General features: G+C 74.5%; 28 protein-coding genes. 15 read left to right on the plus strand and 13 right to left on the minus strand.

What is annotated here, in order from left to right; translation table 11 throughout:
• Positions 1-64: 64 nt before the first annotated feature.
• From DMP17_RS24110 to ectA, 3 genes are read right to left on the minus strand one after another with little or no spacing between them, the layout of a single operon-like run.
• A complete protein-coding gene (locus DMP17_RS24110; protein WP_337830682.1) occupies positions 65-460 on the minus strand; it encodes an ectoine synthase in 396 nt (131 codons plus the stop codon).
• Positions 461-469: 9 nt separating this feature from the next.
• Positions 470-1723 carry a diaminobutyrate--2-oxoglutarate transaminase gene (gene ectB / locus DMP17_RS24115; protein WP_337830683.1) on the minus strand — a complete coding sequence of 418 codons (1254 nt, stop codon included), beginning with the start codon at positions 1721-1723 and terminating at the stop codon, positions 470-472.
• On the minus strand, positions 1720-2310 hold the full coding sequence (gene ectA / locus DMP17_RS24120; protein ID WP_226367778.1) for a diaminobutyrate acetyltransferase: 591 nt from the start codon (positions 2308-2310) through the stop codon (positions 1720-1722). The genes ectB and ectA overlap by 4 nt, the downstream gene beginning before the upstream one ends.
• A gap of 325 nt (positions 2311-2635) precedes the next feature.
• Here ectA and DMP17_RS24125 point away from each other — a divergent pair, with 325 nt between their 5' ends.
• Positions 2636-2944 (plus strand): hypothetical protein, encoded by a 309-nt coding sequence (locus DMP17_RS24125; RefSeq protein WP_337830684.1) that lies wholly within the window; start codon positions 2636-2638, stop codon positions 2942-2944.
• Between the two features lie 91 nt (positions 2945-3035).
• Here the strand turns inward: DMP17_RS24125 and DMP17_RS24130 are convergent, their stop codons facing one another.
• Together DMP17_RS24130 and tatA are read right to left on the minus strand one after the other, a co-directional pair.
• Positions 3036-3776 carry an SDR family oxidoreductase gene (locus tag DMP17_RS24130; RefSeq protein WP_226354064.1) on the minus strand — a complete coding sequence of 247 codons (741 nt, stop codon included), beginning with the start codon at positions 3774-3776 and terminating at the stop codon, positions 3036-3038.
• Between the two features lie 20 nt (positions 3777-3796).
• Positions 3797-4072: a Sec-independent protein translocase subunit TatA gene (gene tatA, locus DMP17_RS24135; protein WP_443217974.1), complete on the minus strand. Its 276-nt coding sequence runs from the start codon at positions 4070-4072 to the stop codon at positions 3797-3799.
• Between the two features lie 204 nt (positions 4073-4276).
• Here tatA and DMP17_RS24140 point away from each other — a divergent pair, with 204 nt between their 5' ends.
• From DMP17_RS24140 to DMP17_RS24155, 4 genes are all read left to right on the plus strand, one after another.
• On the plus strand, positions 4277-5146 hold the full coding sequence (locus tag DMP17_RS24140; protein ID WP_337830686.1) for a HalD/BesD family halogenase: 870 nt from the start codon (positions 4277-4279) through the stop codon (positions 5144-5146).
• A 5-nt stretch (positions 5147-5151) separates the two neighbouring features.
• A complete protein-coding gene (locus DMP17_RS24145; RefSeq protein WP_443217902.1) occupies positions 5152-6936 on the plus strand; it encodes a choline/carnitine O-acyltransferase in 1785 nt (594 codons plus the stop codon).
• A 17-nt stretch (positions 6937-6953) separates the two neighbouring features.
• On the plus strand, positions 6954-7928 hold the full coding sequence (locus tag DMP17_RS24150) for an NAD-dependent epimerase/dehydratase family protein (RefSeq protein ID WP_337830688.1): 975 nt from the start codon (positions 6954-6956) through the stop codon (positions 7926-7928).
• A 120-nt stretch (positions 7929-8048) separates the two neighbouring features.
• On the plus strand, positions 8049-9122 hold the full coding sequence (locus DMP17_RS24155; protein ID WP_337830689.1) for a hypothetical protein: 1074 nt from the start codon (positions 8049-8051) through the stop codon (positions 9120-9122).
• Between the two features lie 16 nt (positions 9123-9138).
• On the opposite strand, the gene DMP17_RS24160 is transcribed toward DMP17_RS24155, so the two are convergent.
• The gene (locus tag DMP17_RS24160) at positions 9139-11142 is read right to left on the minus strand and encodes an alpha-amylase family protein (protein WP_226354070.1); all 2004 of its coding nucleotides are present in this window, start codon (positions 11140-11142) and stop codon (positions 9139-9141) included.
• A gap of 31 nt (positions 11143-11173) precedes the next feature.
• Entirely contained in the window at positions 11174-12013 is an 840-nt protein-coding gene (locus DMP17_RS24165; RefSeq protein WP_337830690.1) for an alpha/beta fold hydrolase, read from the minus strand.
• A gap of 101 nt (positions 12014-12114) precedes the next feature.
• Here DMP17_RS24165 and DMP17_RS24170 point away from each other — a divergent pair, with 101 nt between their 5' ends.
• Positions 12115-12699, plus strand: a complete 585-nt coding sequence (locus tag DMP17_RS24170) for a hypothetical protein (RefSeq protein ID WP_226367789.1) — start codon at positions 12115-12117, stop codon at positions 12697-12699.
• 9 nt (positions 12700-12708) lie between these two features.
• Here the strand turns inward: DMP17_RS24170 and DMP17_RS24175 are convergent, their stop codons facing one another.
• The 3 genes from DMP17_RS24175 to DMP17_RS24185 are packed head-to-tail and all read right to left on the minus strand — an operon-like array spanning position 12709 to position 14971.
• Positions 12709-13218 (minus strand): VOC family protein, encoded by a 510-nt coding sequence (locus DMP17_RS24175; RefSeq protein ID WP_226354073.1) that lies wholly within the window; start codon positions 13216-13218, stop codon positions 12709-12711.
• A gap of 5 nt (positions 13219-13223) precedes the next feature.
• Positions 13224-13835, minus strand: coding sequence for a CE1759 family FMN reductase (locus DMP17_RS24180; RefSeq protein ID WP_226354074.1), 612 nt, complete (start codon positions 13833-13835; stop codon positions 13224-13226).
• A complete protein-coding gene (locus DMP17_RS24185) occupies positions 13835-14971 on the minus strand; it encodes an LLM class flavin-dependent oxidoreductase (protein ID WP_337830691.1) in 1137 nt (378 codons plus the stop codon). The genes DMP17_RS24180 and DMP17_RS24185 overlap by 1 nt, the downstream gene beginning before the upstream one ends.
• Before the next feature lie 100 nt (positions 14972-15071).
• On the opposite strand from DMP17_RS24185, the gene DMP17_RS24190 reads away from it, so the two are divergent.
• Positions 15072-15533 (plus strand): MarR family winged helix-turn-helix transcriptional regulator, encoded by a 462-nt coding sequence (locus tag DMP17_RS24190; RefSeq protein ID WP_226354076.1) that lies wholly within the window; start codon positions 15072-15074, stop codon positions 15531-15533.
• A gap of 164 nt (positions 15534-15697) precedes the next feature.
• Here the strand turns inward: DMP17_RS24190 and DMP17_RS24195 are convergent, their stop codons facing one another.
• From DMP17_RS24195 to DMP17_RS24205, 3 genes are read right to left on the minus strand one after another with little or no spacing between them, the layout of a single operon-like run.
• On the minus strand, positions 15698-16723 hold the full coding sequence (locus DMP17_RS24195; protein ID WP_226354077.1) for an NAD(P)-dependent alcohol dehydrogenase: 1026 nt from the start codon (positions 16721-16723) through the stop codon (positions 15698-15700).
• Positions 16720-17439: an iron-sulfur cluster assembly protein gene (locus DMP17_RS24200; RefSeq protein WP_226354078.1), complete on the minus strand. Its 720-nt coding sequence runs from the start codon at positions 17437-17439 to the stop codon at positions 16720-16722. Before DMP17_RS24200 ends, DMP17_RS24195 begins: the two co-directional genes overlap by 4 nt.
• Positions 17436-18452, minus strand: coding sequence for an amidohydrolase family protein (locus DMP17_RS24205; protein WP_226354079.1), 1017 nt, complete (start codon positions 18450-18452; stop codon positions 17436-17438). The genes DMP17_RS24200 and DMP17_RS24205 overlap by 4 nt, the downstream gene beginning before the upstream one ends.
• A 172-nt stretch (positions 18453-18624) precedes the next feature.
• On the opposite strand from DMP17_RS24205, the gene DMP17_RS24210 reads away from it, so the two are divergent.
• The 8 genes from DMP17_RS24210 to DMP17_RS24245 all read left to right on the plus strand — a co-directional run bounded on the left by DMP17_RS24210 (position 18625) and on the right by DMP17_RS24245 (position 25760).
• On the plus strand, positions 18625-20046 hold the full coding sequence (locus tag DMP17_RS24210) for a helix-turn-helix domain-containing protein (protein ID WP_337830692.1): 1422 nt from the start codon (positions 18625-18627) through the stop codon (positions 20044-20046).
• Positions 20047-20058: 12 nt separating this feature from the next.
• Positions 20059-20757 (plus strand): response regulator transcription factor, encoded by a 699-nt coding sequence (locus DMP17_RS24215; RefSeq protein WP_255656658.1) that lies wholly within the window; start codon positions 20059-20061, stop codon positions 20755-20757.
• A complete protein-coding gene (locus DMP17_RS24220; protein ID WP_226354081.1) occupies positions 20754-22190 on the plus strand; it encodes a HAMP domain-containing sensor histidine kinase in 1437 nt (478 codons plus the stop codon). The genes DMP17_RS24215 and DMP17_RS24220 overlap by 4 nt, the downstream gene beginning before the upstream one ends.
• A gap of 23 nt (positions 22191-22213) precedes the next feature.
• Positions 22214-23629 (plus strand): ferredoxin reductase family protein, encoded by a 1416-nt coding sequence (locus DMP17_RS24225; RefSeq protein ID WP_337830693.1) that lies wholly within the window; start codon positions 22214-22216, stop codon positions 23627-23629.
• Between the two features lie 5 nt (positions 23630-23634).
• Positions 23635-24102: an FMN-binding protein gene (locus DMP17_RS24230; RefSeq protein WP_337830694.1), complete on the plus strand. Its 468-nt coding sequence runs from the start codon at positions 23635-23637 to the stop codon at positions 24100-24102.
• Positions 24103-24237: 135 nt separating this feature from the next.
• On the plus strand, positions 24238-24858 hold the full coding sequence (locus DMP17_RS24235; RefSeq protein WP_337830695.1) for an FAD:protein FMN transferase: 621 nt from the start codon (positions 24238-24240) through the stop codon (positions 24856-24858).
• Between the two features lie 25 nt (positions 24859-24883).
• The gene (locus tag DMP17_RS24240) at positions 24884-25042 is read left to right on the plus strand and encodes a hypothetical protein (RefSeq protein ID WP_337830696.1); all 159 of its coding nucleotides are present in this window, start codon (positions 24884-24886) and stop codon (positions 25040-25042) included.
• Positions 25043-25136: 94 nt separating this feature from the next.
• Positions 25137-25760, plus strand: coding sequence for a DedA family protein (locus DMP17_RS24245; RefSeq protein ID WP_208822936.1), 624 nt, complete (start codon positions 25137-25139; stop codon positions 25758-25760).
• Positions 25761-25854 lie beyond the last annotated feature (94 nt).

Consider the following 25854-nt stretch of genomic DNA (forward strand, 5'->3'; position numbering starts at 1 on the left):
AGGGGCGTTCCCGCTGTCACACAGCGGAAACACCCCTCGCGATGTCGATTCTGGGGACGGAGGTTCAGTCCTCCGTGATCAGCGGGTACACGCCGTTCTCGTCGTGCACCTCCCGACCGGTGACCGGCGGGTTGAAGACGCACACACACTTGATGGTGGTCTTCGGGCGGAGCTGGTGCTTCTCGTTGCCGCTCAGCACGTAGATCGAGCCCGGCTTGAGCTGGTACGTGACGTCGTTGTCCTTGTCGTAGAGCTCGCCCTCACCCTCGGTGATGAAGACGGCCTCGATGTGGTTCGCGTACCAGAAGTCGTTGACCGTCCCGGCCTGCAGGGTGGTCTCGTGGACCGAGAATCCCACCTTGTCGTTGGCGAGAACGATGCGCTTGCTGCGCCACTGCTTGTCCTCGGAGATCACGTCGCGCTCGGTGTCGGTGATCTCGTCGATGGTGCGGACGATCATGGTTGTTGATCAGCTCCCGATTACGGTCTTGACGGACTCGGCGATGATCGCAATTCCCTCGTCGAGCTCGTCGTCGGTGGTGGTGAGCGGGGCGAGGAGCTTGAGGACCTCGTCGTTCGGGCCGGCGGTCTCCAGCAGCAGCCGGTGCTCGAAGGCCTTGGCGGCCACCTTCTCGGCCAGCCCTTCGCCCTCGAACTGGATGCCCCGCGCCATCCCACGGCCCTTGGTGAACATCTCGGTGCCCTGGTTGTCACCGATGATCTTGTTGAAGGCCTCCTCGACCTTCTCGCCCTTGCGCAGGGTCTCCTTCTCCAGCGTGTCGTCGGTCCACCAGTTCCGCAGCGTGTGCGTGGCGGTGACGAACGCGGGGTTGTTGCCGCGGAACGTGCCGTTGTGCTCGCCCGGGCCCCACTGGTCGTACTCCGGCTTGATGAGCACGAGCGCCATCGGCAGCCCGTAGCCGGAGATGGACTTGGAGATGGTGACGATGTCCGGCTGGATCCCGGCGATCTCGAAGGAGAAGAACGGGCCGGTCCGGCCGCAGCCCATCTGCACGTCGTCGACGATCATGATGATGCCCTTGCGGGTGCACAGCTCGCGCAGGCCCTGCAGCCACTCGATGCGGGCCGGGTTGAGCCCGCCCTCGCCCTGCACGGTCTCGACGATCACGGCCGCCGGCTCGTTCAGGCTGGAGCCGGTGTCGTCGAGGACCTTCTCGAACCACAGGAAGTCGGGCATCTTGCCGTCGAAGTAGTTGTCGAACGGCATCGGCGTCGAGTGGACCAGCGGGATGCCCGCGCCACCGCGCTTCATCGAGTTGCCGGTCACCGACAGCGCGCCCAGCGTCATGCCGTGGAAGGCGTTGGTGAAGTTGATCAGCGCCTCCCGACCGCTGATCTTGCGCGCGAGCTTCAGCGCGGACTCGACGGCGTTGGCTCCGGTCGGGCCGGGGAACTGCACCTTGTACTGCAGGTTCCGCGGCTTGAGGATGACGTCCTCGAAGGTCTGGAGGAACTCACCCTTGGCCGAGGTGTACATGTCCAGCCCGTGGGTGATGCCGTCACGGGTCAGGTACTCGATCAGCGGCTTCTTGAGCACCTCGGGGTTGTGCCCGTAGTTCAGGGCACCCGCGCCACCGAAGAAGTCCAGGTAGGAGTGGCCGTCGACGTCGGTCAGACGGCTTCCCTTCGCCGTGTCGAAGACGACGGGCCAGTTGCGGCAGTAGCTCCGGACCTGGGACTCGAGATCCTCGAAAACGGTCATGTGTTCCCACCCTTGTCTGCTGCGATCGGGCCGATGAGATACAGGTTCTCCGGCTCGTGCTCGTCACCGAGCAGGTCGGGACCGAAGAGGTCCTCCCGCTCGATCGTCATGTCGTGGCGCTCCGCGAACTTCGTGAAGAGGCGGATCGAGGAGGCGTTGTCCGGCGTGATGGTGGTCTCCATCCGCTCGGCGCCCGCCTGGTCCCAGACGGCGTCCAGCAGCCGGCCGGCCAGACCGGCCCCGCGTGCCACCGGGTCGACGCACACCTGCCAGATGAGCAGGGCGCCGTTTTCCGGACGCAGGTAGCCGGTCACGTAGCCGACCGCGCGGCCGTCGTCGCGCCGGGCGATGACCGAGGTGCGCGCGAAGTCGCGGCACCACAGGACGTAGGCGTAGCGGGAGTTCGCGTCCAGCGTCCGCGCCTCCACCGCCAGCCGCCACATGTCCACCCCGTCCGCCGGGACCGGGGAGCCGATCTCGTACGAATGGTCACCGTCGGCGTCGGCCGCCGGCGCGGGTGCGCCGGTCGCGGCGTCCCCGTCCGGAACCGTGGACGCCCGAGGAGGAGCCTGTTCGGGAGCGGTCATGACTGGCGAGATTAGTGCCGTCGGGCGCACGTCGCAGCCGCTGACGACGGGCGGCGGCCCCCGGGGCCGTGATCCACGTGACCGGCGCCACAGCCGGGCCCGGCCCGGTGGCACCCGGTGTCCGCCCTGGAAGACACCGTGATCACCGGCCCGCCCGGACGGCGCCCGGGACCCCCGTCCGGAGCGGCCGGGGGCCCGACGTGGCGCTCACCACGCTCCGCGACCACCCGGGCGCACGTTCGGCCAATCGTGCGGATGCACTTGCATCTGCACCGCTGCGGGGTGACGATGGATACTCCGTCGAATCGTGCCCGGAGGAGCTGCCGTGTCGGTGACACCCGCCAGTACGCGCCCCGTGGCCGTGGCGACCGCGCCGGTCGAGGAGCAGACCGTCACGGTCACCTGCGCCCGCGACAGCCGCAGCCACGTCGTCGCACAGGCGGTCCTGGCCGACTCGCTCGCCGCCGGGACCGGCCACTGCACCGCGCTCTGCGGGCACGTGGTGCTGCCGGCGTCGCTGGCCTCCCCGCCCGGGGACGGGTGCCTGCTGTGTGCCGAGACCTCCGGGGCCGGGCGCCGTGCCCGCCGCCGCGGGCGGATCGGTTTCGGACGCTCGGCCCGCGCCGCCTCCTGAGCGCCGCCGCCGACCGCCGTCCACACAGCCGGTCCGTTCCCCCACCGCCGGCCGGGCCCCGACCCGCGCCGGTGGCCCCCCGACCGTCGGCTCAGCGCCCGCCGGACACGTCCAGCACGGCCCCGGTGACGTAGCTGGCCTCGTCCGACAGGAGCCAGGCGATCGCCGTCGCCACCTCGTCGGGGTGACCGGCGCGGCCCATCGGGATCGACGGCGCCATCCGTTCGATCCGCCCCGGCTCGCCGGCCCGGGCGTGGAAGTCGGTGTCGAGCAGGCCCGGCCGGACGGCCGCGACCCGGATCCCGTCCGCGGCGACCTCCTTCGCGAGCCCGACGACGAGCGCCTCGACCCCGGCCTTCGCGGCCGCGTAGTCGTTCCACTCGTCGGGCGAGCCGAGCACCGCCGCGCGGGAGGTGACGTGCACGAGCACCCCGCCCGCCCCGCCGTAGCGGGTGGACATGCGGTGCACCGCCTCGCGCGAGCACAGCAGCGCCGCGCGCAGGTTGAGCGCGACGACCTCGTCGATCCGGGCGTCGCTCATGTCCTCGAGCCGCTGCCGCGAGGGGGCACCGCCGGCGTTCGCGACCACACCGGTCAGCGGCGACGGCATGGCCGCCGCCGCGTCGAACAGCCGCTCGACGCCCTCGGTGCGGGTGACGTCGGCGGCGACCGCGTCGGCGTGCACCCCGGCCGCCCGGCACTCCGCGACGACGGCCGCGGCGTCCTCCGGTGAGGCCCGGTGCCCGACGAGGACGTCCTGGCCGCGGCCGGCCAGCAGCCGGGCGGTGGCCGCGCCGACCCCGCGGCTGGCCCCCGTCACGAGCACCGTCATGCGTCGTCCGTCCTGCGGTGTCAGGCCCGGTGGGTCTCGGGGCCGGGCTCCGGGCGGGCGGTGCCCTCCGGCGTCCCCGGCTGCCGGGTGCCGGGGTCACGGACCTCGGTGTCGGCACGGGTCGCGCCGCCGGGTCCGATCTCCCCGGGGCGCTCGTCGTCGTCGCGCAGGCCGCGCATCTCGCTCTTCAGGATCCGGCTGGACCGACCGACCGACCGCGCCATCTCCGGCAGCTTCTTCGCGCCGAACAGCAGGACCAGCACGACCAGCACGATCAACCAGTGGGTGGGGCTCATAGCTCCCATGACAGCCTCCTCGCTCGCCGACGGGATCAACGAACCATCCTCCGCCGGGGTTCCCTCTCGCAAGAACAGCCTCCCACGGCGCACGGAAACTGATCGCTCAGTCACTCACCGTTGATCCGGCGACGTCGAACGGGTTTGGATGACGGTGACACCGTGGGCGGCACCGGCGCTGCCCGGGCACGAAGGAGCTGATCCGTGCAGCCGACCGCACTCGCGGCCCCGCAGGAGCTCGACCCGGTCGACCTGACCCGCTACCCGGTGCACGAACCGGGCTCGTCCGGGTGGGAGGACGCGGTCCGCCGGGCCCGCGCCCAGCTCGCCGCCGACGGCTGCGCGGTGCTCCCCGGGTTCGTCCGGGCGTCGTGGCGGGATCGGCTGCGGACCGAGGGCGAGGCGGTCGCCCCGCTGGCGCACTACGAGACCGCCGTGGTCAACGTCTACAACACCGACCCCGACCCCTCGCTGCCCGCCGACCACCCGGCGCGGGTGCCGATGGAGCGGGGCAACGCCTTCGTCGCCCGCGACCGGATCCCGGCCGCCGCGGTGGTCCACCGCCTGTACCCGCAGCCCGCCTTCCGCGCCTTCCTCGCCGCCTGCACCGGCGTGGCCGAGCTGCACGAGCTGGCCGACCCGCTGGCCGGGCTGTGCCTGAACGTCGTCGGCGACGGCCGGTCGCACCCCTGGCACTTCGACACCAACGAGATCGCGATCAGCCTGCTCACCCGCGCGCCGGAGGCCGGTGGGGTCTTCGAGTACTGCCCGGACATCCGCAGCACCTCCTCGGAGAACACCGCCGACGTCGCCGAGGTCCTGCACGGCAGGGGCGGCGACCGCGTCCGACGGCTGGTGCTGCGCCCCGGTGACCTGCAGCTGTTCCGCGGCCGGTACTCGCTGCACCGGGTGACCGAGGTGCGCGGCGACACCGCCCGGCACACGGCGATCTTCTCCTACAGCACCCGCCCCGGGGTGGTCGGCAGCGCGGTCCGCACCCGCCAGCTGTTCGGGAGAACACTGTCCGAACACGGGGGGTCGCGCGCCGTGCGCGTCGACGGGCTGCTGGACTGATGCCCGTGACCACCACGTTCGCGGCCGACGACGACCTGCCGAAGGTGCCGCTCCCGACCCTGTCCGCCTCGGTCGACCGCTTCCTCGAGTGGTGCGCCCCGCTGCTCACCCCCGACGAGTACGCCCGCACCGAGTCCGCCGCCCGCGAGCTGCTCGCCGAGGGCGGCCCCGCGTCGGTGCTCCAGGCCGACCTCGAGCGCTTCGACGCCGGCGCCCACAGCTGGCTGGACGCGTTCTGGCCGTCGCGCTACCTGGGCCGGCGCGACCGGATCGCGCTCAACGCGAACTTCTTCTTCCTGTTCGGGCCGGGCCCGACCACCGACCCGTGCGAGCGGGCCGCGCAGCTCACCGTGGCCGCCCTCGGGCACAAGGCCGACCTCGACGCCGGGACGTTCCCGCCGCTGCTCAACCGCGACGTGGCGCAGTCGATGGACCAAAGCCGCCACATCTTCTCCACCACCCGCATCCCGGGCGACCCCCAGGACAGCGTCCGCACCCCCTACAGCGACGACTGGCCGGGCCCGTCCACCGAGCGGCACGTCGTGGTGCTGCACCGCGGCCGGATCCACCGCCTCGACGTGATCGGGCCGGACGGGGCGGCGCACACCGCCGAGGAGATCGCCGGCGCGCTGCGGGAGATCCGCGACGCCCACCCCGAGCGGGCCGCCACCGGCGACGCGGTCGGCGCGCTGACCACCCTGGCCCGCGCCGAGTGGGCCGCGGTGCGGGACCGGCTGACCGGGCTGGACCCGGCGAACGCCGAGGCCGTCGACCTCGTGGAGCGGGCGCTGCTCGCGATCTGTCTCGACGAGACCGACCCCGCCGACGAGGAGTCCGCCGCGCGGACCCTGCTGGCCGGGGACTCCGGTGACCGCTGGTTCGACAAGGCGCTGTCGATCGTGGTGCTCGCCGACGGCACCGCCGGGATCAACGTCGAGCACTGCGAGCTGGACGGCACGACCGTGCTCACCCTGGTCGACGCCATGTTCGCCGACCCGGTCGAGGTGCACGCCGAGCGGATCGGGACCCGCCCGCAGGGCGCCCCGCCGCACGGCGAGCTGCGGTTCGTCCTCGACGACGACCTGCGCGCCACCGTCACCCGCGCGCACGACGCGTTCGCGGCGTTCCTCGACGCCACCGCCACCGAGCTCGTCGCCTTCGACGACTTCGGCGCCCGCGACGCCAAGGCCCTGAAGTGCTCCCCGGACGCCTTCGTGCAGGCCTGCTACCAGGTCGCGCACCGGCGGGCCAAGGGCGTCACCGGGGCCACCTACGAGTCGATCGCGACCCGGCAGTTCCGGCGCGGCCGCACCGAGGCGATGCGGGTGATCACCCCGGAGATGGTGACCTTCGTCGACACCATGGGGGACCCGCTGGCCTCCGACGCCGACAAGGTCGACACCTTCCGGGCCGCCGCCGCGGCGCACGGCGCCCGCGCGAAGCAGTGCCAGCAGGGCGACGCGCCCGAGCAACACCTGTGGGAGCTGGACTGGATCCGGCGCCGTCGCGGGGCGGAGCTGGGCGTCACCGAGCAGCTCGCGGTGTTCGACTCCCCCGGCTGGACGATCATGCGCGACGACTGGCTGTCGACCAGCTCCGCGCCGTCGGACAACATCCGGTACTTCGGGTTCGGCTCGACCAGCTCGCGCTGCATCGGGGTGGCCTACGTCCTGCTGCCCGACCGCTTCCACGTGCACCTGTCCACCCCGGCCGACCAGGCCGAGGGGATGCACGCCTTCGCCCGGGAGCTGCGGACGGCGGTGACCGAGCTGCGGAACCTGCTTGCCTGAGCGGGTTCACTGGTGGGATGGAGCGGGTCCTCGTCACCGGCAGTTCCGGCCACCTCGGTGAGGCGCTGGTCCGCACGCTGGCCGGCGACGGGGTGCCCGTCGTCGGCCTGGACCGGCGGCCCTCGCCGTGGACCGCGGTCGTCGCGTCGCTGACCGACCGCGACGCCCTGCGGTCGGCGCTGCGCGGGGTCACCCACGTGCTGCACACCGCGACGCTGCACAAGCCGCACGTCGGCTCGCACAGCAGGCAGGACTTCGTCGACACGAACGTGTCGGGCACCCTCGCGGTGCTGGAGGAGTCCGCCGCCGCGGGGGTGCGGGGCGTGGTGTTCACGTCCTCGACCAGCGCCTTCGGCCGCGCGCTGACCCCGGCGCCGGGCGGGCCCGCGACCTGGATCGACGAGACCGTGGTCCCGCGGGTGCGCAACGTCTACGGCGCCACCAAGACCGCCGCCGAGGACCTGTGCGAGCTGGCCGCGCTGGACCCGGGGCTGCCGGTGGTGGTGCTGCGGACCTCGCGGTTCTTCCCCGAGGCCGACGACCGCGACGAGGTCCGCGCCGTCCACGACGACACCACGCTCAAGCTGGTCGAGTTCTGCCACCGGCGGGTCGACGTCGCCGACGTCGTGTCCGCGCACCTGGCCGCGGCCCGGCGGGCACCCGGGCTCGGGTTCGCCCGCTACGTGGTCAGCGCACCGACGCCGTTCCGCCGGTCCGACCTCGCCGAGCTGGGCCGCGACCCGGCCGCGGTACTGGAGCGGCGGGCCCCGGCCCTCGCCGCGCTGCTGGCCGACCGCGGCCGGCCGGTCCCGCCGGTGGACCGGGTGTACTGCCCGGACCGGGCGGTCGCCGAGCTCGGCTGGACCCCGGTCTGGGACGTCGACGCCGTCGTCGCGCGGGTGCGTGACGGCGGGCCGCCGGGCAGCCCGCTGGCCGAAGCCGTCGGGGCGAAGGGATACCACGATTCCCCGACCGGGGTGTACACCCGGTGATTTCACCTCGCCGGACCGGGTGACTGTAGGTCGTAAGGGCTAACGCCGTGGGTACGACCGGCGGTAGAGGTGACACAGCACGTGTCGCCGACCGTGACGCCGTACCCCGGAGGTCCTGCCATGACCGGCCCGCAGCACCGACCCAGCCCCGGCCCGCGCGGTGCCGACGCCGACCGCGCACGGCCGTCGCCGCGACCGCGGCACGGGTTCGACGACCACGAGTTCCCCGAGGACTCCTACCAGGGCGGCTACCCGGACCTGCGGTCGTCGCGGCCGGTGGAGCGGGCCACGCCCACCGACCCGGAGGGCTTCGGCGAGCTGTACGGCGGGACCGGTCCGCAGCCGACCGTCGGGCGGGGCGGGTACGCCGCACCGATGCGCTACGAGGGCTACGGCGCCCCCGTGCCGGCGGGCGGGTCGCAGCCGGGCGGCGACGACCCCGACGACGGCGGGTACGGCGCGTACGGCCGGGCCGCGCACCGCCAGCCCGAGGAGCCGGCCACCCCGACCCGGGCCGCCTACGGCGAGTACGGCGACCCCGAGTCCCGTGGCGGGACCGCGATCGACGGCGGGCCGCCCTACCCGGTCACCGCCGAGGAGGACGACGCCGCGCCGACCACAGTCGCGCCGGCCGCCGCAGCCCCGACCGCCGCAGCCCCGGCCGCCGCGTACGGCCGGGAGGAGCGCGCCGTCCACGGGGAGGCCGGCGGCACCGCGGTCGCCGAGCGCACTGCCCTCGGGACCGGGACCGGGACCGGGGCCGTTCCGGCGCCGCGGCCCCCGTCGGAGTCCGGCGGGCGTCGTCCGGCGACGGTGGCCGAGGCCGCCGCGGCCCGCTTCGGCGCGTCCGGCCGGACCGCCGCCCCGGCGCGGGACGAGCTCGCCGAGCGGACCGGGCCCCCGGCCCGGGCGACCGCACCGGCGGGACCGGGCGTCGAGGCGACCGGGCCGGTCACCACGGCGCACCGCCCGGCGGCCGCGGCGACCGCGGCGTCCGTACCGGCCCCGGTGACCGTGGCCAAGGACCCGACCGCGCTCACCGTGCTGCGGGTCATCACCTACGTGCTGGTGTCGCTGTCCTGCCTGGTGTTCCTGGCCTCGGCGGTCTACGGGCTCGTGATGTTCCTGGAGTTCCGCGAGGCCATGAGCACGTCACCGCTGTTCGGGGGCGGCACGCCGTTCGGGAGCTACTGACGACGCCGGGCGTGGCTCACGGCTCCGCGAGCCACGCCCAGGACAGCGGCGGGAGGTGGGCCCGCCCGCCCTCGGTGCGGACCGGCCCGTCGGAGGACAGCACCGTGTCCAGGCCGGTGACCAGGGCGGCGTCGACCGAGGCGGGCCGGTCCGCGACGTTGACCAGCCCGACGAAGCGGCCGCCGCGCGGGTGCCGCCGTGTCCATCCGAGCACGGCGGGGTCGTCGAGCTCGGGGACCTCCACCGGCGCCGACGCGTGCAGCGCGGGCAGCTCGGCCCGCACCGCGGCGAACCCGGTCAGCGCGCCGAACACCCGGCCCTCCACCGTGTCCGGGTCGTAGCGGCGGGCGAACGCGGCCTCGTCCATCGGGGGCCGGTGCATCCAGCGGTTGTCCGCGGCGCGCTCGGGGTCGGCGCGGTAGCCGGTGTCGTTGGCCAGTGCGAGCTCGTCGCCCATGTAGAGCAGGGGGATGCCGCCCCAGCCGTAGACGACGGCGTGCGCGAGCAGCAGGCGTCGCACACCCGCGTCGAGGGCGGCGGGGTCGTGGCGGGCGCGGGCGTCGTCGATGCCGCAGAGCGCCGCGGCGCTGCCGGAGATGCGGGCGTCCCCGGTGTCGGGGTCCTCCTGGAACAGGGCGCCGCGGGCGAAGCTGCCCGGGAAGCGCCCGGCGAAGAAGTCGTTGAGGAACCGCCGGTGCGACGGGCCGTCCCAGCCGACGGCGGCGGCGTCGACGTCGGAGACGGCCCAGCCGATGTCGTCGTGGCAGCGGACGTAGGTCGCCCACGCCGTCGCCGACGGGGCGGGGGTCATGCGGCGCAGCGCGTGCGCGGCGAGGCGGGCGTCGCGGGTGGCCAGGCTCGACCACAGCATCACCATGAGCTGGTTGTGGTAGGCCAGCTCGCACTCGGGGCGGTAGCGGTCGTGCGCGCCGAGGTAGCCGACGAGGTCGTCGGGCGCGACGATCGCCTCCGCCTTGAAGACCACCGCCGGGGCCGCGATCCGGGTGAGCGCGTGCAGCGCCTGCAGCACGTCGTGGGCCTCGGGCTGGTTCTGGCAGTTCGTGCCGAGTCGCTTGCCGAGGAACGGCGCCGCGTCCATCCGCAGCACCTCGACCCCGCGCCCGGCCAGGGTGAACACGGTGCCGAGCATCGCGGCGAACACCTCGGGGCAGGTCCAGTCGAGGTCCCACTGGTAGTCCCAGAACGTCGTCCACACCCAGCCGCCGTCGCCGCCGTTCGCCCCGGGCACCCAGCTGAACGATCCGGGCGCGCGGTCGGGGAAGACGTCGGGGATCGTCGCCTCCCAGGCGTCGGGCATCTCCCGGTCCGGGTAGGCGGTGTAGAAGCCGGCGTAGCGCGGGTCGCCGGCGAGCCAGCCGCGCGCCCACGGGTGCTCGGCGGCGGTGTGGTTGAGGACGAGATCCACGCACAGGCTCATCCCGCGCTCGCGCAGCGCCCCGGCGAGGGACTCCAGGTCGTCCATCGTGCCCAGCCGCGGGTCGACGGCGGTGTAGTCGGCGACGGCGTAGCCGCCGTCGTTCTCGCCGTCGCGCGGCTTGAGCAGCGGCATCAGGTGCAGGTAGCGCACGCCCAGGTCGGACAGGTGGTCCAGGCGGGTGCGGATGCCGCGCAGGGTGCCCGCGAAGCGGTCGGTGTAGGCGACGTAGCCGACGGTGCGGGGGTCCTGGAACCAGTCGCCGTCGACCTCGCGGCGGCGGTCGAGCTCGCGCAGCGCCTGCGGGCGGGCGGCCGCGGCGGCCAGCGCGGCGCGCACCAGCCGGGCGGTCAGCCCGCCCGGGTCGGCGACGGCGCCGTAGAGCGCGTCCAGCGGCAGGTGCGCGTCGGCGTACCAGCGTTCGGTGCGGGCGAGGAACCCCGCCGCCTCGACCGCGCCGAGCGCGGCGACCGCCTCCCGGGACAGCTGCGGCAGCAGGTCGTGCAGGGCGGCCCGGGCCCGGCGGCGGCGCTCGGAGTCGGGCCGGGCGCGGACGGCGTCGCCCGCAGCGGTCGTGCTGATCACCGCGCCATCCTGCCGAACCGTGCGGCCGCTGTCAGGTGCGCGCCAGCACCTCCCGCAGCCGGGCGACGAAACCGGCCGGGTCCTCCAGCCACCCGACGTGCCCGCCGGGGAACGGCTCCGGGTCCCGGCCCAGCTCCGCGGCCAGCGCCCGGGAGGTCCGGTCGCAGATCTGCCCGGCCGAGGCGGACCCGATGCCGACGACGACCCGGCGCCCGCGCAGCTGCTGCGGGTCCGGACGCCACCGGACCGTCTCGCGCATCTCGTGCAGGAAGAAGTGCCGTTCGTCGGCGGCCTGCTGCGCGGTCGCGTCGCCGTCGGTCGCGGGGAGCCCGGCGTCGTCGGCCGCGCTCGCCGGGGCGTCGTCGGGTGCCGCGCCCAACCCGGCCGACTCCAGGAACAGCGCCCAGGCCGCCGCGCCGCCCTGCTCCCGGTAGGTGCGGACGATCTGCTCGGTCGCCGCGCGGTGCTCCGCCGCGTCGGGCAGCAGCTCCTCCAGCGGCGGTTCGTGCGCGACGACGACCCCCACCAGCTCGGGGCGCTCCTGTGCCAGCGCGAGCGACACCACCGCCCCGCCGCTGGAGCCGAACAGGGTGACCGGGGCGCCGCCGACGTGCTCGACCAGCGCGGCGAGGTCCGCCGCCCGCAGCGCGACGGTGGAGTCGGTGTCCGGGTCGTCGGCGGGGCTGCGGCCGGTGCCGCGCGGGTCGAACGTGACGACGGTGTGGTCGTCGGCCATCGCGTCGGCGAGCGGGCCGAAGCCCTCGGCACCCATCGGCGAGCCGACGAGCACGAGCAGCGGGCCGGTGCCGCGGACGTCGAAGGTGATGCGGGCGTCCGGGCGGTCGAGCAGATCCGTGGTCACGACGGTCATGGGTGCCTCCTCGCGGGTGGTGTCGTGGTGTCGACCGTCGGCGGGCACCGGACTCATCGCCGTACCGTGGGAAGCACTCCGACAGAACGGACGAAGCCCCCGTGAAGACCCGCGTCGCCCCCGTGCTGGGCGTGCTCCTCGTGCTGGCCCTGCTCGCCGGCGGTCTGGCCTGGTTCGCCGGAAGCCGCGGGTTCACCTCCGACGACCTGCGCGACCTGGTCGACCCGCCCCCTCCGGAGCAGTGCGACCAGCCGGACCCGACGACGTCGGGCTGCCTCACCCCGTCCGCGCTGCGCCTGCACGACGCCCTCGTCGGGCGGTTCGGCGAGCCGGGCCCGGGGGCGCCGGTGCGGGCGGTCACGTGCTGGTCGGAGCACGCGTGGAACCCGTCGAGCGACCACCCCGCGGGCCGGGCGTGCGACGCCTTCCCCGCCCGCTACGGCGAGTTCCCCGCCGGGCAGGACCTGGAGGACGGCTGGGCGGTCGCGAACTGGGCCCGCGACAACGCCTCCGAGCTGCGGGTCCGGTACGTGATCTGGCAGGGCCGGATCTGGTACCGCGGCACCGGGGACTCCGGGGAGGGCCGGGAGAACTGGGGGCGGCCGTACAACGGCGGCGGGGTCTACGACCCGGAGGACGCCACCGGCGGGCACTTCGACCACGTCCACGTCAGCGTCCGCCGGTGAGCACCCCGCTCACAGCACGTGCTGGCCGTACATCTCCCCCAGCGGGTCGGCGATGAGCTCGATGCGGGCGCCGTCGGGGTCGCGGAAGTAGACCGAGACACCGGAGTGCACCTCGTGCTCCACCCCGGCCTCGGTGAGCCGCGCGACGAGCTCGTCCCACCGCTGCGGCTCGACGCTGATCGCCATGTGGTGCAGCCCGCCGAGGACCTCGGCGTAGGGGCCGACGTCGAGGCCCGGGAAGTCGAAGAACGCGAGCAGGTTCCCGTTGCCGATGTCGAAGAAGAAGTGCGAGGACCCCGGGTAGTCCCGGTTCTCGATCAGCTCGGTGAGCGGGAAGCCGAGGACGTCCTGGTAGAAGCGCACGGTCCGCTCGACGTCCGAGCTCACCAGGGCGGTGTGGTGCAGGCCGCGGGCGGTCGAGGCCGGCCGCTCCCCCGCGGGCTTCAGGTGGGCGGAGCGGATGCGGTCGCGGGCGGCGTCGAGGGCGGTGGTGTCGGTGGGGGTGCCGGTGTCGGTCATGGTGGTCAGCCCTTCAGCAGTGCGGTGAAGTCGGGGACGTCGTCGAACGCGTCGGTGCGGGTGGTGGCGGGCCGGGCCGCGACGGCGGACGCCAGCTCACCGGCGGCCCGCGCGACGCGGCCCTCCAGCGTGGTGCCCACCTCGGTCGCGCCCCAGTCCTCGGGCGCGGCGAACACCGCGGTCGGGACCGTCGCGGCCCGCAGGTACGCGAACAGCGGGCGCATCGCGTGCTCCAGGGCCAGCGAGTGCCGCGCCGTGCCGCCGGTCGCGGCGAGCAGCACCGGGGTGCCGGTGAGCGCGTCGCGGTCCAGGACGTCGACGAAGGTCTTGAACAGCCCGCTGTAGGACGCCGAGAAGATCGGCGTGACGGCGACGACGGCGTCCGCGGCGGCCACCGACTCCAGCACCGGCGCCAGCGCGGTGTTCGGGAAGCCGGCGACAAGGTGGTCGGCGAGGTCGCGGGCGTGCTCGCGCAGCTCCACGACCTGCACCTCGGCCCGCTCGCCCCGGTCGGCCAGTGCGGTGGTGACCGCGGTGGCGAGGCGGTCGGCCAGCAGCCGGGTCGACGACGGCGTCGACAGCCCGGCGCTGAGCACGACGATCCTGCGGGTGGTCATCACGCGACCTCCTTCTCCCGCGTCCCGGTGCTGCCGGTGTCGTCAGGGCTGCCGGTGCCCGCGGCGTCGCGGGCGGCGACCAGCGAGGCGTGGGTCGGCGCGTCCGGGACGCCCGGCGCACGCAGCGCGGCGAACTCCTTGCGCAGCACCGGCACGACCTCCTCGCCCAGCAGGTCGAGCTGCTCCAGCACGGTCTTCAGCGGCAGGCCCGCGTGGTCGATGAGGAACAGCTGGCGCTGGTAGTCGCCGACGTAGTCGCGGAAGCCCAGTGTCCGCTCGATGACCTGCTGCGGGCTGCCGACGGTCAGCGGGGTCTCGCGGGTGAAGTCCTCCAGCGAGGGCCCGTGGCCGTAGACCGGGGCGTTGTCGAAGTACGGCCGGAACTCGCGCACCGCATCCTGGCTGTTGCGGCGCATGAACACCTGGCCACCGAGGCCGACGATCGCGCGCTCGGCCGGTCCGTGACCGTGGTGCTCCCAGCGCTTGCGGTAGAACTCGACCATCCGCTTCGTGTGCGACGCCGGCCAGAAGATGTGGTTGTGGAAGAAGCCGTCGCCGTAGTACGCGGCCTGCTCGGCGATCTCGGGGCTGCGGATCGAGCCGTGCCACACGAACGGTGCGACGCCGTCGAGCGGGCGCGGGGTCGAGGTGAAGCCCTGCAGCGGGGTACGGAAGTGCCCCTCCCAGTCGACGACCTCGGTGTCCCACAGCTTCCGCAGCAGCGCGTAGTTCTCGACCGCCAGGTTCAGGCCCTGCCGGATGTCCTGGCCGAACCACGGGTAGACCGGGCCGGTGTTGCCGCGGCCGAGCATGAGGTCGACGCGGCCCCCGGCCACGTGCTGCAGCATCGCGAAGTCCTCGGCGATCTTCACCGGGTCGTTCGTGGTGATCAGCGTGGTCGAGGTGGACAGCTGCAGGGTCTCGGTGACGCCCGCGAGGTAGCCGAGCGTGGTGGTCGGCGACGAGGAGAAGAACGGCGGGTTGTGGTGCTCGCCGATCGCGAAGACGTCGAGCCCGACCTGGTCCGCGTGCTTCGCGATGGTCAGGACGTCCTGGATCCGCTGGGCCTCGGTCGGCGTGCGGCCGGTCGTCGGGTCCGGCGTGATGTCGCTGACCGTGAAGACTCCGAACTGCACGGCTTCCTCCTCTGCTCGTCGACGGACCGTTGGTTGATCCGTCATCTACATCGTGCAGCAACATAGGTGATGCGTCAACTATTCCGGTAGGGTGGGCCCCGTGACACGGTGGCTGGACGAGCGCGAGCAGGCGGCCTGGCGAGGGCTGCTCCGGATGCAGGCGCGCCTGCAGGGCGAGCTGCACCGGCGGCTGCAGGCCGGGTCGGGGCTCTCGATCACCGACTTCGACGTGCTGGTGGCGCTGACCGACCGGCCCGACGAACGGTGCCGGGTGCTGGAGCTGGCGACATCGCTGGAGTGGGAGAAGAGCAGGCTCTCCCACCACCTGGCCCGGATGCAGAAGCGCGGCCTGGTCGCCCGCGAGGAGTGCGACGACGACGGCCGCGGCAACTACGTCGTGCTCACCGGGGCGGGCCGGGCGGCGATCGAGGCCGCGGCGCCGGGGCACGTGGACACCGTGCGGGAGCTGGTCTTCGACGCGCTGTCCGACGACGACGTGGCCGCGCTGACCCGGATCACCGCCGCGGTGCAGGCCCGGCTCGACGGCCGCGACCCCGCCTGACCGGCCCGCGGCACCGGCCCACGACACCGCCCGGTCGCGTTCCGCGGAACGCGACCCGGCCCCCCGCGACGTCCGCCCGGCGCGTTCCGCGGAACGCGCGACGGCCCGCACCGGGCGTCGCCGGTACGGGCCGTCGTGAGCGTGACCACGAATAGAACAGCAGGTCAGGGCACCAGGATGGCGCGGCCCCTGACCTTCCCGGCGTCGAGGTCGTCGAGCGCGGACTGGAAGTCGTCCAGGGCGTAGGTGCTGGTGTGCAGCGTGACCCGGCCGCGGGCGGCCAGCTCCATCAGGTCGCACAGGTCGTTGTAGGACCCGACCAGGTTGCCGACCACGTTCACCTCGGCCGAGATCAGGTCGATCGTCGGGACGTCGACGTTCTCGCCGTAGCCGACGACGTGGTAGTCCCCGGCCCGCCGCGTCATCGCCAGGCCCTGGGCGGTGGAGCCGCCCTCGCCGACGAAGTCGATGACGGCCTCGGCGCCGTTCCCGCCGGTGCGCGACAGGACCTCCTCGACCTGCCCGCCGTCGGCGACGATCCCGTCGTCGGCGCCGATCTCCAGCGCCAGCTTCACCGCGTCCGGGTTGCGGTCGAGCACGACCAGCCGGGCCGGGGTCAGCGCCTTCAACACCTGGATGCCGATGTGGCCGAGCCCGCCCGCCCCGATGACGACGCAGGTGTCGCGCGGGCCCAGCCGGCGTGAGGCCTTGGCCGCGGCGTGGTAGGCGGTGAGGCCGGCGTCGGCGAGGGCGGCGACGTCGGCGGGCTGCAGCGACGGGTCCAGCTTCACGACGCTGCGCGCCGAGGTGCGCAGGTACTCCGCGTAGCCGCCGTGGGTGTCGATGCCCGGGAACGCCGAGGCGGTGCAGTGCACGTCGTCGCCGGAGCGGCAGGCGCGGCACAGGCCGCAGGTGGCGAGCGGGTGCAGGATGACGCCGTCGCCCTCGCGGACGTGGGTCACGGCCGACCCCACGGACTCGACCCAGCCCGCGTTCTCGTGGCCGATCGTGTAGGGCAGCGCGACCTGCGACTTCTCCGCCCACTGCCCCTCGAGGACGTGCAGGTCGGTGCGGCACACCCCGGCCCCGCCGATCCGGACGACGACGTCGAACGGGTCGACGACCTCCGGCTTCGGGACCTCGGTCAGCTCCATCGGCCGGTGGTAGCCGACCACCTGTACTGCTCTCACGACACGGATCCCTTCACGGACTCGGGGTAGCGGGTCTTCAGGAGCCCGCGGCAGAAGTGGGCGTTGCCCTCGATGGAGATCCGCACCGAGCGGGCCATCCGCAGCTTCAGCGGGACCTGCTCGGCCGGGTACGGGACGCCGTCGTGGCCGACCAGGACCGGCCGGTCGCCGCCGGTGGGCAGGCCGATCGCCGCGCGGCGGCGCAGCAGGGCGTCGGTGGCCGGGCCCGCGGGCAGGTCGGCCAGCGTGACGCCGTGCAGCGACTCGGGCGTCCGGTCCGGGTCGACCCGCAGCAGCCCGGTGAGCGAGCGCTCCATCGCGGCGGTGTGCGCCTTGCGCCGGAAGGTCTCGCGCAGCTCGTCGAGGTCGGACTCGGCCTCGTGCCGGAAGGTGCCCTTGTAGCCGGCGTCGGCGGCCAGCCCGGCGTTGATGAGGTCGGAGTCGTGGTGGTCGTCGAGCTCGACCACGACCTCGCCGGTCCAGTCCAGCGCGGTGAGCACGTCCTTCGCGTCCGAGCACATCAGGTACGCGAAGTTCGGCGCGCAGAACGCGGTGGGCAGGCGCAGGTGCACGGTGACCCGGTCGCCGTCGACGTCGAGGGAGCGGACGAACTCCAGGTCGGTGATCGGCTCGTCCAGCTCGGGGTCGACGACGGCGTCGAGCGCCCGGAACGCCTGGTCCGCACGCGAGGTGCGGGCGAGGGCGGGGGCGCTCACGACGCCACCGGGACCTCGGTCGGGGTCTCGTCGCGCAGCCGCAGCTCGGCGGGGACCTCGATGTCGTACATCGCCGCGGCGTTGAGACCCAGGATCTTCTTCTTCTGGGCGGTGGTCAGCGGCGCGTACTCGGACAGCTCGTCCGGGATCTCGAAGTCCACGAAGCGCTCGACCAGCCAGCGCGGGGTCCAGATCGCGTAGTCGCTGGAGAACTGGATGCGGTCCTCGCCCAGCCAGTACAGGAGCTCACCGATGATCTGGCCGAAGTACTTGGGCCGGGTGTGGATGAACGGCATCGCGACGGCCAGGCCGGCGTGCACGTTCGGCTCCTGGGTGGCGATCCAGCAGAAGTCCTCGAGGCGCGGCAGGCCGCAGTGCTCGATGACGAAGTTCAGGTCGGTGAAGTCGGTGGCGGCCTTGTCCACGTCGGCGACGTCGAACGCGTCGCGGTCCAGCGGGCGGATGGTGGGGCCCTTGTGGATGTGGATGTTGCGGATGCCCAGCTCCTGGGCCGCCTCGAAGTACTTGTAGGACCAGTAGTCGTCGAGCTTCCAGCCGCGGGACTCGCCGTGCCACTCCGCGGTGTAGAGCTTCGCGCCCTTCAGGCCGAAGCGCTTCGCGTCCTCGCGCAGCTGCCGCAGGCCCTGCTCGCCGTTGCGCGGGTCCCAGTTGTGGTTGTAGGTCAGCTTGTCCGGGTGGGCCTGCGCGAGGGCGAACGCCTCCTCGGTCCGGCCGAACCCGGCGGTGTAGAACTCGCCGAGGTGGGCGGGCTGGAAGACGGCGTGGTCGACGTGGCCGTCGGTGAACAGGTCCTTCATCAGCCGCTCGCCGCCCTGGTAGAGGTAGTCCTCGTAGGGCCAGACCTCGGACTCGGGGCTCAAGTTGCGGTGGTAGTCGTAGAAGCAGTCGATGAACTGCTTGCCGTGGATGTTGCGCTGGTTCTCCGGGCGTGCGTCCCAGAGCGCCACGTGGGCGTCCACGATGAAGTAGGACTCACCGTTCTTCGAGTACATCGTCGTCCCTCTCAGGTCGCGGCGAGGTGGTGGGCACCCCGCGACTGCGCGGGCCGGTGGGGATCCCGCGTCCGTCGGCGACGGTAGGAACGGCGGCGCCCCGGCGGTCGTGATCACCGTCTCAAGCTGAGACGAGACGGCGTCGCGACGGCGTCGCCGATGTGACACGGTCGTGAGCAGCAGGTACGAGGAGGTACGCGCGATGGGGCAGTCACTGGCTCCGGCCCGGATCTCGGCGTCCTGGGCGCGCAGCGAGACCTACGGCGCTCCCACCGAGGCGGTCGACCCGGCGTTCACCGGCGCCGTCGACGACGGCTCGCTGTTCGCCCGGTGCGGCGGCGAGGTGCTCGCCGGGCTGCACGAGGGGCTGCCGGGCGAGCCGATCTCGCTGATGCTGACCGACGCCGACGGCATCGTCGTCTCCCGGCTGTGCGACGAGCGCGCCCTGCTCGACGCGCTGGACCGCACCTACCTCGCGCCCGGGTTCGCCTTCGGCGAGCGGGAGGCGGGGACCACCGGGCTCGGTCTGGCCCTGGCCGACCGGGTCCCGTCGCTGGTCCGCGGGGACGAGCACTACTGCACCGGGCTGTGGGGCTACACCTGCGCGGCGGCCCCGGTGCTCGACCCCGTCGACGGGTCGCTGCTCGGCAGCATCAACCTCACCACCTGGTCGCAGCGCTCCGACGGTCTGCTGCTCGCGCTGGCGCGCACCGCCGCCGGGCAGACCTCGGCGCTGATGCTCGCGCACGGACGCGGCGCGAGCCCCCGGCGCGCGCCGCGCGGCGAGGTCTTCCGGGTCGCCCCGCAGCCCGTCGGCGGGACCGCGGCGCTCGGCCCGGCCTGGGCCGCCGCGCTCGACGAGGTCCGCGACGCGCTGCGCGACGGCGCCCGGGTCGGGGTGGTCGGCGAGCCCGGTGCGGGCAAGTCCGCGCTGCTCGCCGCGGCCCTGCGCACCGTCCGCCCTCGGCACCGGGTGCTGCACGCCCGCCCGCCGGCCGCCGAGGACGCGGTGTCCTGGCTGTCGCTGTGGTCCCCGGAGCTGGGCAAGGACGACACCGCGGTCATCGCGGGGCGGGTGCACGAGCTGCCCGCGCCCGTCGCGACCCGGCTGGCGGCGCTGGTCCGGTCGCTGCCGCGGGCGTCGCTGAGCGTCACCGCGGGCGGTGTCGACGGGATACCGGACGCGCTGTCACGGCTGCTCGACGTCGTCGTCGAGGTGCCGGCGCTGCGCCACCGTCCCGAGGACGTGCCGGTGCTCGCCGCGCACCTCGCCCGCGACGGCGTCACTTTCACCGACGCCGCCGCCCGCGCGCTGCGCACCTACTCCTGGCCCGGCAACGTCGAGCAGCTGCGCCGCACCGTGCGCGACGCCGCCGCCCGCAGCAGCCTCGTCGACGTGCGGCACCTGCCCCCGGAGCTGCTCGCGACCCGGTCGGGCTCGCTGACCCGGATCGAGTCGCTGGAGCGCGACGAGCTGGTCCGCTGCCTCACCGAGCACGGCATGAGCGTCACCCGGGCCGCGGAGACGCTCGGCATCAGCCGCGCGACGGCGTACCGGCGGGTGCAGCGCTACGGGATCACGACCTCCCGGTGAGACCGTTGCGGCATGATCGGTGACGTGCCGCAGACGGTCCTGGTCGCCGACGACGACCGCGCGATCCGGGAGTCCCTCGCCCGTGCCCTGGAGCTGGAGGGCTACACCGTCGTGGGTGCCGCCGACGGCGTCGAGGTCCTCACCCGGGTCCGCCGTGACCCCGTCGACGCGCTGGTGCTCGACGTGATGATGCCCGGCCTCGACGGCCTCGGGGTGTGCCGTGTGCTGCGCGCCGACGGCGACCGCACCCCGGTGCTGATGCTGACCGCGCGCGTCGAGACCCCGGACCGGGTCGCCGGGCTGGACGCCGGCGCCGACGACTACCTGCCCAAGCCCTTCGAGCTCGACGAGCTCCTGGCCCGGCTGCGCGCGCTGCTGCGCCGGGCCGCCCCGCCGGGCGACGAGCGGGGCGGCGCCCTCGCCGCGGGTGGGCTGCGGCTCGACCCGGCCGCGCGTCGCGCCTGGTGGGAGGCCACCGAGCTGACCCTGACCAAGACCGAGTTCGACCTGCTGGAGCTGCTGGTGCGCAACGTCGGCATCGTGCTCGACCACGCGGGCGTCTACCAGCGGATCTGGGGCTACGACTTCGGCGCCGACTCCAAGAACCTCGCCGTCTACATCGGCTACCTGCGGCGCAAGCTCGCCGCGGCGGGCGCCGGGGAGGTGATCCACACCGTGCGCGGGGTGGGGTACACGGTGCGCCGCGGATGACGCTCGGCACCCGGCTCGCGGTGGCGTTCGCGGTGGTCGCCGCCGTCGTCGCCGCGACGGTCGGGGTGCTCAGCTACCGCTCGGCGTCGGACCGGATCTCCGACGAGATCGACCGCAGCCTGCAGGCCACGACGACCGCGCTGGCCGGCGGACAGACCGCGGTGCTCGGCGAGCCGGTCGCCGAGCTGCCCGACCCCGACGGCCCGGGGCCCGGCATGCACGACTGGGACGACCCGCGCCAGCTCGTCGGGCGGCGGATCGGCGCCGACGGCACCGTCGTCCCGCTCGGCGGACGGGAGGTCGACCTCCCGGTGTCCGCGGCCGACCGGGCACTGGCCGCCGACCCCATGGGCGGGGAGGCGACGAGCACCGAGGTCCGGGTCGGTGACCAGACCTACCGGGTCCTCACCACCGCGGTCGGCGGCTCGGCGCTGCAGGTCGGCGTCGACGTCGACCGCTCCCGGCGGGTCCTCGCCGGGACCGCGCTGGAGATCGCGGTGGCCTCGGTCCTCGTCGCGCTGGTCGCCGCCGTGCTGGGGCGGCTGCTCGCGAGCCGGATCACCCGGCGCCTGGTCCGGCTGACCGCGCTCACCGAGCAGGTCGCCGAGTCCGGGCTGGGCGAACGCGTCGTGCCGGTGGAGGGCCGCGACGAGGTCGCCCGGCTCTCGGCGTCGGTCAACACGATGCTGCGCCGCCTCGCCGACGCCCGCGACGCCCAGGAACGCCTGGTCCAGGACGCGGCGCACGAGCTGCGCACCCCGCTGACCAGCCTGCGCACCAACGCCAGCGTGCTGCGCCGGATCGACCGGCTCCCCCCGGAGTCGCGCGAACGGCTCGTCGCCGACATCGACGGCGAGACCCGGGAGCTGGCCCGGCTGGTCGAGGAGCTGGTCGAGCTGGCGCTGGCCCGGCGCACCGACGAGCCGGAGACCGAGGTGGACCTCGCCGCCGTCGTCGGGGCGGCGGTGGAGCGCACCCGGCGGCGCACCGGGCGCACGATCACCGTCGACGACGACGGCGGCGGCGCCCCCCTGCTGCGGGGGCGGGCCTCCGGGCTGGAGCGGGCCGTGGGCAACCTGCTCGAGAACGCGGCGAAGTTCGACGCCGACCCCGACCACGTCGTCGAGGTGGAGGTGCGGGGCGGGACCGTGACGGTCGCCGACCGCGGCCCCGGCATCGACACCGGGGAGACCGAGCGGATCTTCGACCGCTTCCACCGCGCCGACGCCGCCCGCGCCCTGCCCGGCTCCGGGCTCGGACTCGCGATCGTGCGCGACGTCGCCCTCGCCCACGACGGCACCGTCTTCGCCGGCAACCGGCCCGGCGGTGGCGCCGCGGTGGGCTTCACCGTCGGCGCGCGGCGGCTCTCACCGGATTCCGACCCTTCTCATGCCGACACCTCACCGGACGCGACGAGCCTCGGAGGTACCTGACCGCCGAGCCCCCCGGGGAGCCGATGTCCACCCTCGCCGTCCGACCCGCTCCCCCACCCGCCCGGGTCGCCCCCGCCGGCCGGCGCGCCCGGCTCGACTCCCGGGTCCGTTTCGGGTCCGGGATCGCGCTCTGGGCCGCGCTCCTGCCGGTCACCTGGTGGTGGGCGGCCGGCGGCGGGCTGCGCGACCTGGGCGGCTGGGCGTCCGGGCTCACCTCGGCGGGCCGGCTGACCGGGCTGGTCGCCTCGGTCCTGCTGCTGGTGCAGGTGCTGCTCATGGCCCGGGTCCCGGTGCTGGAGCGGGCCTTCGGCCAGGACGGCCTCGCCGCCGTCCACCGCACCGTCGGGTTCGTGTCGTTCACCGGGATGCTCGCCCACATCGGGCTCGTGACCTGGGGCTACGCCGCCGGGGACCTGTTCGCCACCCCCGGCACGCTGTGGGACCTCACGTGGGACACGCCCGGGATGCTGCTCGCCGCGGCGGGCACCGCCTGCCTGGTGCTGGTCGTCGTGACCAGCGTGCGCGCCGCCCGGGTACGGCTGCGCTACGAGTCCTGGCACCTGCTGCACCTCTACGCCTACCTCGGCGCCGGGCTCGCGCTGCCGCACCAGCTGTGGACCGGGCAGGAGTTCACCGCCTCGACCGCGCGCACCGTGTTCTGGTGGGGGCTGTGGGGCGCCGCACTCGGCGCGGTGCTCCTCTGGCGCGTCGCGCTGCCGGTGGCCCGCTCGGTGCGGCACCGGATCGTGGTCACCGCGATCGTGCCCGAGGGCGACGGCAGCGTGTCCGTGCACCTGGCCGGGCACCGGCTCCACGCACTCGGCGCCCGCGCCGGACAGTTCCTGACCTGGCGCTTCCTGACCGGCAGCGGCTGGACCCGGGGCCACCCGTACTCGCTGTCGGCGGCACCGGACGGCCGCGCGCTGCGGATCACCGTCAAGGACCTCGGCGACGGCAGCGCCGCCGTGGCCGGGCTGCGTCCCGGGACCCGGGTCCTCGTCGAGGGCCCCTTCGGACGGCTGACCGCGCACGCCCGCACCGCGCCGGACGTGCTGCTCATCGGCGCCGGGGTGGGCATCACATCGCTGCGGGCGCTCGTCGAGGAGTTCGTCCACGACCCGGCGGGCCCCGGACGGGTCACCCTGGTGCACCGCTTCGCCGACGAGCCCCTGTTCGCCCGCGAGCTCACCGCCCTGTCGGCGGGCGGGCGCTGCGAGCTCGTCCCCGTCGCCGGTCCCCGTCGTCGCGACGACTCCTGGCTCGGCCACGGCGTCGGCCCGGGCGACGACCTCGCCGCGCTGCGCGCCCGGGTGCCGGACCTGGCCCACCGCGACGTCTACGTCTGCGGCCCCACCCCGTGGACCGCCCTGGTCGTGCGCACCCTCGCCGCGGGCGGCGTCCCCGCCGACCGCGTCCACGTCGAACACTTCGGATGGTGACTCCCGTGCGCCGCATCGTCGTCGGCCTCATGGCCACGCTCAGCGCCCTCACCCTGCTGTTCGGGTACCGGACCTCGACCTCCGGCCCGGAAGCCGCCGCGACCACCACACCGCTGCCCACCTCCTCCGGGACCTCCGCCCCGTCCGGGACGTCCACGACCGGCGCGGGCGCGACGACCGCGACCTCCGGCGGGACCACCGTCACCGGGGACGCCGCGCAGACCCGGTACGGACCGGTGCAGGTGCGGATCACCGTGGCCGGCGGACGGATCACCGCCGTCGACGTGCCCGAGTACCCCGACGGCGACGGCAGGGACCAGCGGATCAACGCCATGGCGGTCCCGCAGCTCGTCGACGGAACCGTCGCCGCGCAGGGCGCGGGCATCGACATGGTCAGCGGCGCGACCTACACCAGCGACGGCTACGTCACCTCGCTGCAGAGCGCGCTGGACCGGGCGGGGCTGCCGTCGTGACCGCGCCCGTCCGCCACGTCGACCACGTCATGGGGACGGCGGTGTCGCTGGCCCTGCGCGGCAGGCACACCGCCGACGCCGCCGCCCGCGACGCGTGGGCCCCCCTTCGTCGCCGACCTGCGTCACGCCGACGCCGTGTTCAGCACCTACCGCCCGGACTCCGCGGTCTCCCGGATCGGGCGCGGTGAGCTCACCGTCGCCGACGCACCGGCCGAGGTCGCCGAGGTCCTCGCGATCGGCGACGCCGCGGCCCGCGCCTCGGGCGGGGCGTTCACCGTCCGGCCGCACGGGCGGCTCGACCCCTCCGGCGTGGTGAAGGGCTGGGCCGTCGAACGTGCCTGCCGGCACCTGCGTGCCCTCGACGACACCGGCTGGTGCCTCGCCGCGGGCGGGGACCTCCAGGCCCGCGCCGCCGACGACGGGGAACCCTGGCGGATCGGGATCGAGGACCCCGCCGACCCGCGCCGGCTGGTCGCGACCGTCCCCGTCGTCGACGGCGCGGTCGCCACCTCCGGCACCGCGCACCGCGGACACCACCTCGTCGACGGCCGCACCGGCCGGGTCCCGCACGGGGTGGCCCAGGTGACGGTGCTCGACGCGTCGCTGACCCAGGCCGACGTCGACGCGACGACCGCCTACGCACTCGGGTCCGGAGCCGCGGGCTGGCTCTCCCACCGGGCCGGGCGCACCGCGCTCGTCGTCGGCGCGGACGGGGCCGCCGTCGCCGTCGCGGGCCCGCACCACCCGGACGGGTGACGCGCTCACCGGACCGGCGCTACCGGTGGCCGTGCTCACGGCCGTGGCGGGTGCTCCGGGCCTGCCGATCCCGGCCGACGGTGGGACGATCGATGTGCCGGGCAACGACGCCCCGGGAGACCCGGCGGCCGGCCCGGCCACGGACCTCGACACCGCCAGCCGACGGCGCGGTCACACCCGGTGACGAGGAGCCCGCGTCGTGCGACGACGGCGGGGCGCCCGCCGCCCGGTGCGGCACACAGGGCACCATTCGGTGTAGGACCTGATGGGAGGCGTTCGTGTTCGGACTCGCGGACACCGTGGCCGCACTGCTGGCCGCGATCCCTGCTGCGCCCGTCCGGTCGCTCCTCGTGATCGGGGTCGGGGCGTTCCTCGAGGGTCCGATCGTCACCGTCGCCGCCGCCGCGCTCGCCGGGGCCGGGCAGCTGCCCTGGTGGGGTGTGTGGCTGGCCGCGCTGGTCGCCGACGTCGTCGGGGACACCGCGCTCTACGCGCTGGGCCGCAACGGCGACCGGCCGGCCGTCGCCCGCGTACTGAACCGGCTGGGCCTGACCGAGGAGCGCCGCGAGGTGCTGACCCGCGAGGTCCACACGCACCTGCCGCGGATCGTCATCGGCGCCAAGCTCGTCGACATCGGTGCGATCCCGGCCTACCTGGCGGCCGGGCTGTCCAAGGTCGGCTACCGCCGCTTCCTGGCCTGGATCATCCCCACCACCGCGGTACGCGCCGCGGTGCTCGTCGGGATCGGCTACGCGGCCGGTGACCGGCTCGCCACCGACCTGGAGTCGCGGCCCTGGCTGCTCGTCGTCGGCGGGATCGCCGTCGGGCTGACCCTGGTCCTCGGCCGCACCGCGATCGTGCGGGCCACCGGCTCGCGACGCCGTGCCGACGCCCGGTCCTGACCGGGTCGACCCCCTCGCGCCGAACGTCCCCGACGTCCCGGGGCACCCCCGGCGTGTCGCCACACCCCGGACCACCCCCGGCGAGCACCGTCCG

The sequence above is a fragment of the Pseudonocardia sp. TMWB2A genome, assembly GCF_017312135.1.

Excerpts from the sequence above, each read along its gene's own strand:
- DMP17_RS24175 (WP_226354073.1), bottom strand. The coding sequence starts at position 13,218 with ATGACCGACACCGGCACCCCCACCGACACCACCGCCCTCGACGCCGCC.
- tatA (WP_443217974.1), bottom strand. The coding sequence starts at position 4,072 with ATGAGCCCCACCCACTGGTTGATCGTGCTGGTCGTGCTGGTCCTGCTG.
- DMP17_RS24225 (WP_337830693.1), top strand. The coding sequence starts at position 22,214 with ATGTCCACCCTCGCCGTCCGACCCGCTCCCCCACCCGCCCGGGTCGCC.
- DMP17_RS24155 (WP_337830689.1), top strand. The coding sequence starts at position 8,049 with ATGACCGGCCCGCAGCACCGACCCAGCCCCGGCCCGCGCGGTGCCGAC.
- DMP17_RS24165 (WP_337830690.1), bottom strand. The coding sequence starts at position 12,013 with ATGACCGTCGTGACCACGGATCTGCTCGACCGCCCGGACGCCCGCATC.
- DMP17_RS24220 (WP_226354081.1), top strand. The coding sequence starts at position 20,754 with ATGACGCTCGGCACCCGGCTCGCGGTGGCGTTCGCGGTGGTCGCCGCC.
- DMP17_RS24110 (WP_337830682.1), bottom strand. The coding sequence starts at position 460 with ATGATCGTCCGCACCATCGACGAGATCACCGACACCGAGCGCGACGTG.
- DMP17_RS24180 (WP_226354074.1), bottom strand. The coding sequence starts at position 13,835 with ATGACCACCCGCAGGATCGTCGTGCTCAGCGCCGGGCTGTCGACGCCG.
- DMP17_RS24130 (WP_226354064.1), bottom strand. The coding sequence starts at position 3,776 with ATGACGGTGCTCGTGACGGGGGCCAGCCGCGGGGTCGGCGCGGCCACC.
- DMP17_RS24205 (WP_226354079.1), bottom strand. The coding sequence starts at position 18,452 with ATGTACTCGAAGAACGGTGAGTCCTACTTCATCGTGGACGCCCACGTG.
- ectB (WP_337830683.1), bottom strand. The coding sequence starts at position 1,723 with ATGACCGTTTTCGAGGATCTCGAGTCCCAGGTCCGGAGCTACTGCCGC.
- ectA (WP_226367778.1), bottom strand. The coding sequence starts at position 2,310 with ATGACCGCTCCCGAACAGGCTCCTCCTCGGGCGTCCACGGTTCCGGAC.
- DMP17_RS24215 (WP_255656658.1), top strand. The coding sequence starts at position 20,059 with ATGATCGGTGACGTGCCGCAGACGGTCCTGGTCGCCGACGACGACCGC.
- DMP17_RS24150 (WP_337830688.1), top strand. The coding sequence starts at position 6,954 with ATGGAGCGGGTCCTCGTCACCGGCAGTTCCGGCCACCTCGGTGAGGCG.